We start from the raw sequence: 12,807 nt of genomic DNA, 5'->3' as shown, positions 1-12,807 counted from the left end.
CGTCGACACCCGATTCACATGCTGAGAAGGGTCGGGAACCGATCAATCGCCGGTCTCGCCCTTCCACCGTGCGTAGCGACCGGCCCTGTCGACGGCACGAACGCGCCGCTCAGCGGCATCGCGCACCTCTTCGGTGGTGACGATGAGCAACTGGTCGTCGGTCTGGAGCCGGGTCGTCGGTTGTGGCGTGAAACTCTTCCCGCCGCGCACCACGAGGCTCACCGTGGCGCCGCTCGGCAGCCTCAGCTCGGACATGTAGACGCCGTGCAGCTTCGACCCGCGCTGGATGTGCACCTGCAGCAGTTCGGCGCCGAGCTCGTCGAGCGGCGAGGCGTCGACCTGGACCTCCAGCGCCTCCCCCGTCTTCACCAGCCCGAGCCGCCGCGCGAGGAACGGCAACGTCGTGCCCTGCACGATCGTCAGCACGACGACCAGCAGGAACACCACGTCGACCAGTTGCCGCGCACCCTCGACGCCCTGGATCAGCGGGATCAGCGCGAACACGATCGGCACCGCTCCGCGCAGCCCCGACCAGGAGAGGAACGCCTGTTCGCGCCACGGCACCTTGAACGGCAGCGAGGACAACACCACCGACAGAGGCCGCGCCACGAACGTCAGCACGACACCCGCGACCAGCGCCGGGAACAGCACGTCGGGCAGTCGCGACGGCGAGGCGTAGAGGCCGAGGAGCACGAAGAGCCCGATCTGGGCGAGCCAGCCGAGACCTTCGGCGAACGAGAGGGTGTCGGCGCGGTGCGGCAGGCGGGCGTTGCCGAGGACCAGCGCGGCGACGTACGTGGCGAGGAAACCGGACGCGTGCACGAGGTCGCCTGCCGTGTAGGCGATCACGCACACCGCCACGGTGGCGAGCGGGTAGAGACCGGTGGAGGGCAGCGCCGCGCGTCTCAGCCCCGCTCCGCCGAGGAACCCGAGCAAGACGCCGATGAGCGCGCCCGCGCCGAGTTCGTAGACCACCAGCAGCGGCGCGGTCCACGAGATCCGGTCGGACGAGGCCAGCAGCACGACGGCGATGTAGACCGGCGCGTCGTTGAGACCGGACTCCAGTTCGAGCGCGCCCGTGAGCCGCGCCCCGACACCTAACGAGCGCAGGACGCTGAACACGGCGGCCGCGTCGGTGGACGACAGCACCGCGCCCCACAGCAACGCCATCCGCCAGTCGAGGCCGAGCAGGAAGTGCAACGCCGTTCCGGTCACCGCCACGCTGACCACAACGGCCACTGTGGACAGTGCGACCCCCAGCCACAGCGAGGGTTTCACCGCGTTCCAGCGCGTGGTGATGCCACCCTCGGTCAGGATCAGCACCAGGGCCGCGATGCCGAGCGACTGCGTCAGGTCGGCGTCGTCGAACTTGATGCCGAAGACCGACTCGCCGAGCAGCACGCCGATGCCGAGGTAGAGCAGGAGCGAGGGCAGCCCGAGCCGGGTCGACACGCGCACCGCGATCACCGAGATCAGCAGCACGGCGGCGCCGATGCCCAGAACAACCGTGACGTCACCCACCTGGACCATTCTGGTTGATCACCATCGATTCCGACGAATCAGACGAGTTAACAACTCCCGCCGTTCGCCCCTAGCGGGCACATGCACGACGGAGCATGTTGATCAGTGGCTCAATCCCTCACCCTGCACGGAGTTGAACCATGAGGATCCTGATCGCGCTGGCGGCCGCCTTGATGGTGACCGGAAGCACAGCAGCACAAGCAGCGGCGCCGGCCGCACTGGCGGCGCCCAACATCAACGTGGCGAACGTACAAGCCCACCTGAACCAGTTCCAGTCCATCGCGAACGCCAACAGCGGCAACCGCGCGCACGGACGACCGGGGTACCTGGCCTCGATCAACTGGGTCAAGAGCAAGCTCGACGCGGCCGGCTACACCACTCGCGTCCAGTCGTTCACCTCCAACGGCGCCACGGGCTACAACCTGATCGCGGACTACCCCGGAGGCGACGCGAACAACGTCGTGATGCTGGGCGGCCACCTCGACAGCGTCTCGGCGGGCCCCGGCATCAACGACAACGGCACCGGTTCGGCGTCGATCCTGGAGGTCGCCCTCCAGGTGAAGGCCACCGGTTTCCAGCCGACCAAGCACCTGCGGTTCGGCTGGTGGGGCGCGGAGGAACTCGGCCTCGTCGGGTCGACGTACTACGTGAACTCCCTGTCGTCGACCGAGAAGTCGAAGATCAAGGCCTACCTGAACTTCGACATGACCGGCTCGCCGAACCCCGGCTACTTCGTCTACAGCTCGAGCGGTCAGCCCACCGGTTCGGCGGCGCTGACCCAGCGGCTGCAGGCGGGCTTCACCGCGCTGGGCGTGCAGACCGAGCTGACGAACGTCGGCGGCCGTTCCGACCACGCGGCGTTCGCCCGCGCGGGCATCCCGACCGGCGGCACGTTCACCGGCGCCGAGGGCATCAAGACCTCGGCCCAGGCGTCGAAGTGGGGCGGCACGGCCGGCCAGGCCTTCGACCGCTGCTACCACCGCTCGTGCGACACCACGGCGAACGTCAACGCCACGGCGCTCGACCGCAACGCGGACGTGATCGCGTCGACGTTGTGGGCGACCGCGGCCTGACCGGTTCGCCGATCACTTCGCGGTGAGCACCCGCACGGCCTCGTCGAGCACCGGTTCGACGAGGCCGGGCAGGGTGACCCACATCTGCGCCTGGCCCAGGTAGAGGCTGAACGCGATCAACGCGCGCTGCCTCGCCTGGGCCTCGCCGAACCCGAGCTCACCGAACAGCTCGGTCAGGTACGCCAGCCGCTTCTCGGTGACGCGCCGCAGCACCGGAGCGATCACCTCGTGGTCGGCTCCCGCCTGCAAGGCCATCTCCACGGACCCCTTGCGCGTGCGGTCGAGCACCGTCGCGAAGAGCGTCCTGAGCTTGTCCTCCGGGGTCCGTTCGGACTCGACCAGCTCGATGACCTTCTCGGTGTGCTCCCGCTCCCACCGCTCGACCGTCGCCTCGAGCAACGCCTCGCGGTTGCGGAAGTGGTGGTAGACGCTGCCCTTCGTGGCACCGGCCGCGGCCGCCAGCGGCTCGACCGCCACCGCGTTCAGCCCGCCCTCGGCCAGCGCTCTCAGCGCCATCTCAGTCCAGTCGTCGCGATTCCGCCGCACCACGCTTCCATACGCTACCGTACGGTTCCAGGAACATACGGCAGCGTATGGAAGGGGATCCTCATGATCGAGAACGTCCACACCCGCGACCTCGGCGTGCCCGCGGGCCCGTTCGTCGAACGCATCCAGGAGCTGTGGCCGCCCGCGTGGGGCAAGCAGGAGTTCGACCGCCCGCTGGGGGTCGGCGCGGACGGCGGGCACGGCCCGATCCGGTACCGCTGCACGGAGTTCGTGCCCGGCGAGTCGATCACCTTCGAGTTCACGCGGCTGACCGGGTCGCACACGCTCTCGGCGTCGGGGAACGTGATCCGGCACGAGTTGATCGGCGACTTCGGCTTCGTGGACCGGGTGCGGTGGGCGCTCGTGATCCGGTGGCTGCACGACGCGTGCCTGGAGGACCTGTTCGACGGCTTCGAGCGCGCGGCGGGCCGGGAACCGAAGTCCCCGGCCCGCTGGTCGTGGTACGTGCGCCAGGTTCGGCGCCTGTTCACGCCGAAGCGTCAGCCACAGCGCGCGTGACGCGGCTTGCCGGTGTTCTCGCCGTACTCGGTGCCGTGGACATCACCGTTGTCCGTCGGCGGCTGTCCCGTCAGGCCGGGCGGGGTGTCGAGCTCGCCCGGTCCCCACCACACCGCGTACTCGGTCTGCTCACCGGAGGAGAGGAACTGCGCGAGCACGTGCCCGGAAGCCCGAAGATCCGGCCGTTGCGGATGGACTCCACCTCCGCCGAGCATTCCCCCGGCAACGTCTCCAGCCTCGTCTGGTTCCCGTGGCGGTCCCAGACGTGGCTGAACCGCTGGCTCAGCGGCCCGTGCTCCATCCGTTCCCGGACACCGTTCGTGATCCGGTCAGGAGGAGTCGTTGTGCCAGAGGAAGGTTCCACTCTCGAACGACGCGTTCGTCCCGCTTCCCCGGCGGTAGCGGCAGATTCGAAGTGACCCACTGACACGCGACGGCGGCGTGCGCGGCGGGCGAACCCACCACACACGCCGCCAGGAACGCCGTGCTCAACACCAGTCCTCTGACCTTCACCATTGCCCCCTCAGGCAACGGCGACGTGAGGGACGAGCGCTCACATCTCGATCACGCCTTGCTGACGGTGACCTTCACCTTGGCACCGTCGCCCACCGTGCCCTCGGACGTGCCCTCACCGAACACCACCGACGACGTCAGCGTCTCCGACTGCACGAACGGCAGGTGCGGCTCCACGGCTGCCTTCACCGCGTCCGGGAGCTCCAGCGTCAGCATGATCCGGTCGGACACGTCGAGCTGGGCGTCCTTGCGGGCCTGCTGCACCACGCGCACCAGGTCGCGCGCGACGCCCTCGGCCTCGAGCTCCGGCGTCACCGCCGTGTCGACCACGACGACGCCGGCGCCACCGGGGAGCGCGGCCGTGGCGGCGGGATCCGTTGCCACCAGGCGCTGTTCGTACTCGCCCTCGAAGAGCTCGATGCCCGCGGCCACCACTCGACCGTCCACTTCGGACCAGTCGCCGGCCTTGACGGCCTTGATGACCTTCTGCACGTTCGGGCCGAGGCGCGGGCCGGCGGCACGGGCGTTGACGACCAGCTGGAACTGCCCGTAGGCGTCGACGTCCGTGGACAGCGACACCTCCTTGACGTTGACCTCGTCGCGCACGATCTCGGCGAAGTCCTCCAGCGTCCCGGCCACCGGGGAGGCGACCGTCAGACGCGCCAGCGGGAGTCGCACGCGCAGCTTGTTCGCCTTGCGCAGCGACAACGCCGTCGAGCAGACGTCGCGCACCTCGTCCATCGCCGCCACCAGCGCGTCGTCCGCCGGCACGTCCGCCACCGACGGGAAGTCCGTCAGGTGCACGGAACGGCCACCGGTCAGACCGCGCCACACGACCTCGGTCGTGTACGGCAGCAACGGTGCCGCCACGCGCGTGACGACCTCCAGCACGGTGTGCAGGGTGTCGATCGCGTCCTGGTCACCGTCCCAGAACCGCTGCCGCGACCGCCGCACGTACCAGTTCGTCAGCACCTCCAGGTACTCGCGCACCAGCTGGCACGCACCGGAGATGTCGTAGACGTCCATCGCCGCCTGGACGTCGCGGACCAGGTCGTGCGTCTTCGCCAGCGCGTACCGGTCGAGCACGTTCTTCGAGTCGACGCGCCACGTGCCCTCCTTGCCCGCGGCGTTGGAGTACAGCGCGAGGAAGTACCAGGAGTTCCACAGCGGCAGCACGGCCTGGCGCACCGCGTCGCGGATGCCGCGCTCGGTCACGACCAGGTCGCCGCCGCGCAGGATCGGCGACGCCATGAGGAACCAGCGCATGGCGTCGGAGCCGTCGCGGTCGAAGACCTCGTTGACGTCCGGGTAGTTCTTGAGCGACTTGGACATCTTCTGGCCGTCGTCACCGAGCACGATCCCGTGCGCCACGCAGTCGCGGAACGCGGGCCGGTCGAACAACGCCGTCGCGAGCACGTGCAGCGTGTAGAACCAGCCACGCGTCTGCCCGTTGTACTCGACGATGAAGTTGCCCGGGTAGTGGTCCTCGAACCAGTCCGCGTTCTCGAACGGGTAGTGCACCTGCGCGAACGACATCGAGCCCGACTCGAACCAGCAGTCGAGCACGTCCGGGATCCGGCGCATGGTCGACTGGCCGGACGGGTCGTCCGGGTTCGGCCGCGTGAGCTCGTCGATGAACGGCCGGTGCAGGTTGTCCGGGCGCACGCCGAAGTCGCGCTCCAGCTCGTCCAGCGACCCGTACACGTCCGTGCGCGGGAACTCGGGGTTGTCCGAGACCCACACGGGCAGCGGCGAGCCCCAGTACCGGTTGCGCGAGATGTTCCAGTCGCGCGCGTTCTCGAGCCACTTGCCGAACTGGCCGTCCTTGATGTGGCCGGGCACCCAGTTGATCTGCTGGTTGAGCTCGACCATCCGGTCCTTGAACTGCGTGACCGCGACGAACCACGCCGACAGCGCGCGCTGGATCAGCGGGTTCGCACACCGCCAGCAGTGCGGGTACGGGTGGTCGTAGGTCTCGTGGCGCAGCAGCAGGCCCGCTTCCTTGAGGTCGCGGATGATCAGCTTGTTCGCCTCGAAGACGTGCACGCCCTGGTACGGCGCCACTTCCGCGGTGAACTTGCCGTCCGGGCCGACCGGCACGACGACCTCGATGCCCGCCGCGTCCGTCACGACCTTGTCGTCCTCACCGAACGCCGGCGCGATGTGGACGATGCCCGTGCCGTCGTCGGTGGTCACGTAGTCGGCGGCCAGCACCTGGTGCGCGTTGGTGCGCCCCACGAAGAAGTCGAACGGCGGCAGGTACTTCTTGCCGACCAGGTCCGATCCCTTGTAGCGGGCGACGACCTCGGGCTCCTCGCCCAGCTCGCGCGCGTACGCCGCGACACGGGCCTCGGCGAGCAGGTACCTGTCGCCGTCGGAGCCCACGACCGTCACGTAGTCGACGTCCGGGTGCACGGCGGCGGCCAGGTTGCTCGGCAGCGTCCACGGCGTGGTCGTCCAGACCAGGGCCTTCTCGCCGGACTCGAGACGCAGCGCCACCGTGACGGCCGGGTCCTGCCGGTCGCGGTAGGCGTCGTCCATCTTGGTCTCGGTGTTGGACAGCGGCGTCTGGCAACGCCAGCAGTACCAGAGCACCCGGAAGCCCTCGTAGATCAAGCCCTTGTCCCACAAGGCCTTGAACGCCCACATGACGCTTTCCATGTAGTCGAGGTCGAGCGTCTTGTAGTCGTTGTCGAAGTCGACCCAGCGCGCCTGGCGCGTCACGTAGTCGCGCCACTGGTCCGTGTACTGCAACACGGACGTGCGGCACGCCTCGTTGAACTTCTCGATGCCGAGCTCGTCGATCTCGTGCTTCTGCGTGATGCCGAGCTGCTTCTCCGCCTCGTACTCGGCGGGCATGCCGTGCGTGTCCCAGCCGAACCGGCGCTCGACGTGCTTGCCGCGCATCGTCTGGTAGCGCGGGACGACGTCCTTGACGTAGCCGGTCAGCAGGTGCCCGTAGTGCGGCAGGCCGTTGGCGAACGGGGGGCCGTCGTAGAAGACGAACTCGTTGTCACCGTTCTCGCCCGCCGGGTTGCGGTCGATGCTCGCCTGGAAGGTCTCGTCGTCCTTCCAGTACCCGAGCACGTCCTGCTCGAGGTTCGGAAAGGACGGCTGCGCCGGGACCTCGTTCGCTCCGGCCCTGGGGTAGGCCATCTCCACTGCTCCTCGCGGTCAGATGTGACACGCGAGGACGACACGCCGATGTGGCTCGGCGGGCCGCGGTACCACCCCGCTTGCTCACCTCGGGGGTGAGCCTCTCGTTCTTCGGCTGTGACGGGCCGGTCCCGTCCGGTTCTACTGAGGCGCTCGCGCCCGTTCTTCCGGAGGCTCCCCGGTGATGGCCGGATCGGTGCCTGTGGTTACAGGGTACGGGGGCGCGCAAACCGTATGCTCGCCGGATGACGTTGACCATCGCGTTGTCGATCGTGCTGGCCCTGCTCTTCGTCGCGACGGGCGCGGGCAAGCTGTTCGGGGCGAAGGCGTCACTGGAGGCCCGAGACCACTTCCGGATGAACCCGGCGCTGTGGCGCACCATCGGCGCGCTGGAGTGGGCGGGCGCGGCGGGCCTGGTGGTCGGTCTGGTCACGTGGGAGTGGGTGGCGCACGCCGCCACGGTCGGGCTCGGGCTGCTGATGGTCGGCGCCACGATCACGCGGCTGCGCTACGACTCGAAGCCGACCGGCGTGGTCCTCGACCTCGTGCTGCTGGCGTTGCTGAGCACGTTGCTGTTCCTGGACCGCTAAGAGCTCCGCCTGCGGAGGACGACCACGCCGGCCACCACCAGCACGAGCAGCACGACGCCGGTGATCGGCGCCTTCCAGCGCTCGACGAACGTCGGCGGGGGCGCGACCTCGCGGACGAAAGCCCGCACCTCGTCCCTCATGGCCGGGTCCTCGATCAGCTCGGTTCCCGCGGCCTCGCCCGGCACGATCCGCAGCCTGGAGCCTTGAACGGCACCGGCCACCTGACGTGCTTCGTCGGCCATGGCCCTTCTGCCGCCGCCGAACTCCTGGACGTCGATGACGTCGTCCTGCGCGGCAGCGACGAGTGACGGCACCCGCACGGCATTGAGGCCCGCCGCGGAGTCGAGGTCGGTGCCGATGATCGCGCCCGCGTACGGGGAGAGCAGGACCACGCCCTTCAGACCCGCGATCTTCTCCGCCGTCGCCGCGACCGCCGTGGCGGAGGAACCGGCGCCGCCGGCCACCACCGAGGTGACACCGAGACGGCCGAGTTCGAGGGAAGCGGCTCTCAGGTCCAGGTCGTACCGGAACGAGCCGGTCGGGATCGGGCCCGAGCGCGACTGGTAGAGCAGAACCCGGTAACCGTCGTCCGCGAGTTCGCGCGCCAGCGGCAACCACGCGCAGACGGACTCGACCGCACCGGGGGCGAGCAGAACACCACTCGTCCCGCTGCCCAGGACCAGACCGTGCAGCACGACGTGGTCCTCGGTGCGGAAACTGATCGCCTCGTTGCGCAGACCAGCGGGAACACAGCGGTCCAGTTCCCTGTCGGGCTGGGCGGTCGCTGGAGCGGCGCACACCAGGACGAACGCGGCGACGAGCACCACGCGCAGCAACGATCTCAGTGACATGAGTCGTTCTTAGCGCGTGATCACTCCGCCGGTCCGCCAAATGCGGTAGTCCACGTCACGTGGCGCGACTCCTGCGCACGAGCACCGCGTCCGGGGTGCACACAGCGCAGGGCGTGAACTGCAACTGCCGTGCCTCCTGCACCGGAAGACCCAGCGTGGGCCTCCCGGCGAGCCAGGAACACGAGCTCAGGTGGTAGCGGGGCCGTTCGTCCAGCACCCGCACCTCGTCCACCAGATCGGCCACGACGAGCAGGTCCGCCGCGTCGGTGTCCTCTTCCGGTGGTTCCTCGTCAGCGGGCGGCGTGTCGGCTGTCGCCGGCTCGTCCACCCGTTGATCATCATCTCGAGCTAGTTGATCTACACTCTGCGCGTCGGCTGCGGGGTCCCCCGGTCGCCTCCGCCACCAGTCCCATGCGAGGACCAGGGCGGCGAGCACGCTCGCGCCCACGGACGACCACGCCCAGATCGTGTTGGACGTGGTCAGCGCAGGCACGAGCAACCCGAGGGCAGCCAGCACCAGAAGTAGAACTACGAAGAGCACCTAGCGAACAGTAGTTCAGCCCGCTTCGGCGCGTGCGCCGAACGAGTAGCCCTGGGAACGACCCTCGGACGGAGCGGCCGGGCCGCGGTCCTGGAGGTCGCGCAGGGACGACTCGAGCATGGTCTTCAGTCGCGTGCGGTACTCGCGCTCGAACGTCTGCAGCTTGTCGATCTGCTTCTCGAGCGTGTTCTTCTCCTGGGTGATGTTGCCCATCACCTCAGCGTGCTTGCGCTGCGCGTCACGGTCCAGCGCGGTGGCCTTCTCACGGGCCTGCCGCTCCAGCGTCTCGGAACGCGTCCGCGCGTCGTTGAGCATGGTCTCGGCACGCGTGCGCGCCTCGTTGACCATCGTGTCGGCCTTGGCGCGAGCCTCGGACAACAGCTGCTCGGACTTCGTGCGGGCCTCGGACAGCATGCCGTCCGCTTCGGCCTTGGCCTCGCCGGTCAGCCGGTCCGCCATCTCCTGGGCGAGACCCAGGACCTTCGCGGCCTGCACGTGGTGGTCTCCGCCACCACCGGGGGACGTCTGCTCCATCACCGTGGGCGGCGGGACCGGCGCCAGGCGGCGCGGCTCCTCCACCGGCATACGGCTCGTCATGGGGCCGGAAGAAGCCTTCGCACGCGCGTCGTCGAGGTCTGCACGCGCGGTCTCGAGCTGCTGGTCGAGCTGCTCGACCTGCTGACGGAGGTCGTTGTTCTCCTCGATCAAGCGGGCCAGTTCGCCCTCAACCAGGTCGAGGAACGCGTCCACCTCGTCCTCGTTGTAGCCCCGCTTGCCAATCGGCGGCTTGCTGAATGCAACATTGTGCACATCAGCGGGGGTCAACGGCATCGGATCACCTCTCGCACTCCTGGGCTGCGGTCATCCCACGGTTCCCCGTCACCTGGGATCTGCGAATCGCATCAGAATGATAACGACCAGCCACAGCACAATAATCGATAGGTCCAGCCCGACGCCTCCGATCCGCACGGTCGGGATCACCCGACGCAGTGCACGAACCGGTGGGTCGGTGACCGTGTAGACGGTCTCTAGCGTCACGGCTACGCCGCCCGCCGGGCGCCACTCCCTCGCGAACGTCCGCACCATCTCGACCACGACACGCGCGGTCAGGAACAGGGAGAACGCGAACAGGACGTAGAAAATGACGAGGAGGATGGGGTCCACGGGTCAACTCTAACCGTGGTTGGAGAACCCACCCTCCGCCAGCTTCCGCCGGTCCTCCGCCGTGACGTCAACGTTCGGCGGTGAGAGAAGGAACACCCTGCTGGTGATCTTGTCCATGGACCCGCGCAGAGCGAACGCGAGGCCGGCCGAGAAGTCGACGAGGCGCTTCGCGTCCGCGTCGTCCATGTCGGTCAGGTTCAAGATCACCGGCGTGCCGTCCCGGTAGTGCTCCCCGATCGTGCGCGCCTCGCTGTAGTTACGGGGGTGAAGCGTGGTGATGCGCGCCAACGGGTTGCCTGCCGGCTCGGCGGCGACCGGACGCAGCCTGCTCACGGGCTCGCGCTGCGGCTCGACCGCGAGTGCGCCGTGCACGGGTGCATCGGCACTCCAGCGCCGCGTGCTCGAGGGGCTGCCCCCGCGCCGCGACTCCGGCTCGTAGTCGTCCGACTCGTCGATGTCGGGCCGGTACCCGGAGCCCTGGAGCTCCGACCGGCCCGGTGTGAACACGCGGCTGCGCCGCGGATACGGGTCGTAGTCGTCGGCCTCGGCCGCGTACTCGGACCGGTAGTCGCCGTAGCGACCTCGGTCGTCGTCGTAGCCGGGGTCGTCTGCGTACTCGGCGGGGACCATCCCGAAGTAGGCCTTCAGCTTGTGCAAAGCGCTCATTCCAGCCCCTCCTCGGCGGTTCCCCACTCTTAGGGACGGTGCGGACGGTCCCGAGGTTCCCGACAACCTATGGCGAGGTTAGTCGCCGGTTGCCGAGCAACGCCGTTCCGACACGCACACAGGTCGATCCGTGCGAGATGGCATCTTCCAGGTCACCACTCATTCCCGCTGACACTCCGATGGCAGTGGGATGATCATCACGTAGGCGAGATACCACCGAAACCAACGCCTGAAACGCCTGCGATGGCTTCATCGTCCGAGGCGCGACAGTCATCGCACCTCGCAGAATAAGATCACCCGAACGAGTGATCACGCCAGCCAGTTCCCCGACGTCCGGAATCGCGACCCCACCCCGCGACGTGTCCCCGTCGATGCTGACCTGCAACAACACGTCGAGCTTCTTGCCCCGGGCGTGCGCCGCCTTCGCCAGCGCCTCGGCCAGCCGGACGCTGTCCACGGAGTCGACCTGATCGGCCCACTCGACGACGGATTTCGCTTTGTTGCGCTGCAACCGCCCGACCATGTGCCACCTCGCGTCCGCGAGATGTCTCAATTGGCCGACCTTCTCACTCGCCTCCTGATCGCGGTTCTCCGCGAAGTGGCGGAGACCGAGCTCATAAAGGATCTCCACATCGCTCGCGGGCCAGGTTTTCGTCACCGCGAGCAACATCACTTCATCCCGCGACCGCCCCGCCGCCTCACACGCCTTGGCGATGCGCTCCTCGACCTCGGCGAGGTTCTCCCGCAACTCCTGCGTCCGGTTCACGGCTCGATCCAGACAACGGACGCAAGCCGCCCGGTAGGAGCCTGCCGCCGATGGCTGAACAGGTCCTTCTCCTCGAACGTGCACCGCGGGTCGACCCCGATCTTCCCGACCCCGGCGCTCGCCAGCTGGTTCCACAACCCGGCCCGAAGGTCCAACGCAGGCGTCCCCCTCCGCGACTTGGACGCACTGCCAGGCAGGTGCTTCTCAACGTCTTTCTGCATGTCAGCGGGCACCTCGTAGCACTCACCACACACAGCGGGCCCCAGCAACACCTCGATGCGCTCGAGCTCGGCCCCCAACGCCATCATCGCCTTGAGCGCCTCGACCACCACCCCGACCCGAGCCCCGACACGCCCGGCGTGCACAGCCCCGACAACGCCGGCCTCTTCGTCACCGAGCAACACGGGCACGCAGTCGGCCGTCAACACGACCAGCCCGAGATTCTGCTGTTTCGTCACAACGGCATCAGTGGCCTCAAGCGCCTCGGCGACGGGCCCGTCCACCGTGGCAACGGTCCGCCCGTGCACCTGCTCCATCCAGACCAACCGGTCGGGCGCAAGCCCGATGCCCCGGGCAAGACGAGCCCGGTTGGCCTCGACCGCCTCGAGGTCGTCCCCGACGTGGTCGCCGAGGTTGAACGACTCGTAGGGACCCTTGGACACGCCACCGGCGCGGGTGCTGACAACACGACGAATGCGCACGCCTACACCCTAGTTCGCACGCCTCCACGCGCCGCGCGCCCACCGGCGGGGCAGGAAGGCAGGCGGGTTGAGGGGTGCGATACCGCAGGCGAGCCGTCTTCAGCAAAGAGCCTGCCCAGCGCTGGCCCCCATCTCAGATTGCCGGGGTCTGGGGCAGAGCCCCAGGGGAAGCACGCAACAGCAACAGGCCGCCCGCAATC

Annotated in this window: 14 protein-coding genes; 3 read left to right on the top strand and 11 right to left on the bottom strand. The window is 68.5% G+C overall.

The window, feature by feature from the left end; genetic code table 11:
• Nucleotides 1-42 precede the first annotated feature (42 nt).
• Nucleotides 43-1,530, bottom strand: coding sequence for a potassium/proton antiporter (locus tag ND450_RS41280; protein WP_371927566.1), 1,488 nt, complete (start codon nucleotides 1,528-1,530; stop codon nucleotides 43-45).
• A 131-nt stretch (nucleotides 1,531-1,661) separates the two neighbouring features.
• Between ND450_RS41280 and ND450_RS41275 the strand changes: the two genes are divergently transcribed.
• Nucleotides 1,662-2,594 carry a M28 family metallopeptidase gene (locus tag ND450_RS41275; RefSeq protein WP_253323444.1) on the top strand — a complete coding sequence of 311 codons (933 nt, stop codon included), beginning with the start codon at nucleotides 1,662-1,664 and terminating at the stop codon, nucleotides 2,592-2,594.
• Between the two features lie 12 nt (nucleotides 2,595-2,606).
• Here the strand turns inward: ND450_RS41275 and ND450_RS41270 are convergent, their stop codons facing one another.
• Complete coding sequence (locus tag ND450_RS41270) at nucleotides 2,607-3,143, bottom strand: TetR/AcrR family transcriptional regulator (RefSeq protein ID WP_253323443.1); 537 nt, start codon at nucleotides 3,141-3,143, stop codon at nucleotides 2,607-2,609.
• A 60-nt stretch (nucleotides 3,144-3,203) separates the two neighbouring features.
• Here ND450_RS41270 and ND450_RS41265 point away from each other — a divergent pair, with 60 nt between their 5' ends.
• A complete protein-coding gene (locus ND450_RS41265) occupies nucleotides 3,204-3,659 on the top strand; it encodes an SRPBCC family protein (protein WP_253323442.1) in 456 nt (151 codons plus the stop codon).
• Here ND450_RS41265 and ND450_RS41260 read toward each other — a convergent pair.
• Nucleotides 3,641-3,817: a hypothetical protein gene (locus ND450_RS41260; RefSeq protein WP_253323441.1), complete on the bottom strand. Its 177-nt coding sequence runs from the start codon at nucleotides 3,815-3,817 to the stop codon at nucleotides 3,641-3,643. The two genes, ND450_RS41265 and ND450_RS41260, sit on opposite strands and share 19 nt — an antisense overlap.
• 406 nt (nucleotides 3,818-4,223) lie before the next feature.
• Nucleotides 4,224-7,328, bottom strand: coding sequence for an isoleucine--tRNA ligase (ileS, locus tag ND450_RS41255; RefSeq protein WP_253323440.1), 3,105 nt, complete (start codon nucleotides 7,326-7,328; stop codon nucleotides 4,224-4,226).
• Between the two features lie 245 nt (nucleotides 7,329-7,573).
• Between ileS and ND450_RS41250 the strand changes: the two genes are divergently transcribed.
• Nucleotides 7,574-7,918 carry a DoxX family protein gene (locus ND450_RS41250; protein ID WP_253323439.1) on the top strand — a complete coding sequence of 115 codons (345 nt, stop codon included), beginning with the start codon at nucleotides 7,574-7,576 and terminating at the stop codon, nucleotides 7,916-7,918.
• Here the strand turns inward: ND450_RS41250 and ND450_RS41245 are convergent.
• The 7 genes from ND450_RS41245 to pgeF form a co-directional block, all read right to left on the bottom strand.
• Nucleotides 7,915-8,769, bottom strand: a complete 855-nt coding sequence (locus ND450_RS41245; RefSeq protein WP_253323438.1) for a hypothetical protein — start codon at nucleotides 8,767-8,769, stop codon at nucleotides 7,915-7,917. The genes ND450_RS41250 and ND450_RS41245 overlap by 4 nt on opposite strands.
• Before the next feature lie 55 nt (nucleotides 8,770-8,824).
• Entirely contained in the window at nucleotides 8,825-9,310 is a 486-nt protein-coding gene (locus ND450_RS41240; RefSeq protein ID WP_253323437.1) for a hypothetical protein, read from the bottom strand.
• A gap of 15 nt (nucleotides 9,311-9,325) precedes the next feature.
• Complete coding sequence (locus ND450_RS41235) at nucleotides 9,326-10,141, bottom strand: DivIVA domain-containing protein (protein ID WP_089917266.1); 816 nt, start codon at nucleotides 10,139-10,141, stop codon at nucleotides 9,326-9,328.
• A 48-nt stretch (nucleotides 10,142-10,189) separates the two neighbouring features.
• Complete coding sequence (locus tag ND450_RS41230; protein ID WP_089917696.1) at nucleotides 10,190-10,465, bottom strand: YggT family protein; 276 nt, start codon at nucleotides 10,463-10,465, stop codon at nucleotides 10,190-10,192.
• Nucleotides 10,466-10,483: 18 nt separating this feature from the next.
• Nucleotides 10,484-11,140: a cell division protein SepF gene (locus ND450_RS41225; protein ID WP_089917268.1), complete on the bottom strand. Its 657-nt coding sequence runs from the start codon at nucleotides 11,138-11,140 to the stop codon at nucleotides 10,484-10,486.
• Nucleotides 11,141-11,207: 67 nt separating this feature from the next.
• Nucleotides 11,208-11,906, bottom strand: coding sequence for a YggS family pyridoxal phosphate-dependent enzyme (locus ND450_RS41220; RefSeq protein ID WP_253323436.1), 699 nt, complete (start codon nucleotides 11,904-11,906; stop codon nucleotides 11,208-11,210).
• Nucleotides 11,903-12,607, bottom strand: a complete 705-nt coding sequence (gene pgeF, locus ND450_RS41215) for a peptidoglycan editing factor PgeF (protein ID WP_253323435.1) — start codon at nucleotides 12,605-12,607, stop codon at nucleotides 11,903-11,905. The genes ND450_RS41220 and pgeF overlap by 4 nt, the downstream gene beginning before the upstream one ends.
• Nucleotides 12,608-12,807: the final 200 nt, after the last annotated feature.

Source organism: Lentzea sp. HUAS12, assembly GCF_024125735.1.
Taxonomy (GTDB): Bacteria; Actinomycetota; Actinomycetes; order Mycobacteriales; family Pseudonocardiaceae; genus Lentzea; species Lentzea albida.
This window is presented reverse-complemented; position numbering and strand designations above follow the sequence as displayed.

What these genes read in the sequence shown, in the direction of transcription:
- ileS (WP_253323440.1), bottom strand. Translation starts at nt 7,328, where the DNA reads ATGGCCTACCCCAGGGCCGGAGCGAACGAGGTCCCGGCGCAGCCGTCC.
- ND450_RS41235 (WP_089917266.1), bottom strand. Translation starts at nt 10,141, where the DNA reads ATGCCGTTGACCCCCGCTGATGTGCACAATGTTGCATTCAGCAAGCCG.
- ND450_RS41280 (WP_371927566.1), bottom strand. Translation starts at nt 1,530, where the DNA reads ATGGTCCAGGTGGGTGACGTCACGGTTGTTCTGGGCATCGGCGCCGCC.
- ND450_RS41225 (WP_089917268.1), bottom strand. Translation starts at nt 11,140, where the DNA reads ATGAGCGCTTTGCACAAGCTGAAGGCCTACTTCGGGATGGTCCCCGCC.
- ND450_RS41265 (WP_253323442.1), top strand. Translation starts at nt 3,204, where the DNA reads ATGATCGAGAACGTCCACACCCGCGACCTCGGCGTGCCCGCGGGCCCG.
- ND450_RS41275 (WP_253323444.1), top strand. Translation starts at nt 1,662, where the DNA reads ATGAGGATCCTGATCGCGCTGGCGGCCGCCTTGATGGTGACCGGAAGC.
- ND450_RS41250 (WP_253323439.1), top strand. Translation starts at nt 7,574, where the DNA reads ATGACGTTGACCATCGCGTTGTCGATCGTGCTGGCCCTGCTCTTCGTC.
- ND450_RS41245 (WP_253323438.1), bottom strand. Translation starts at nt 8,769, where the DNA reads ATGTCACTGAGATCGTTGCTGCGCGTGGTGCTCGTCGCCGCGTTCGTC.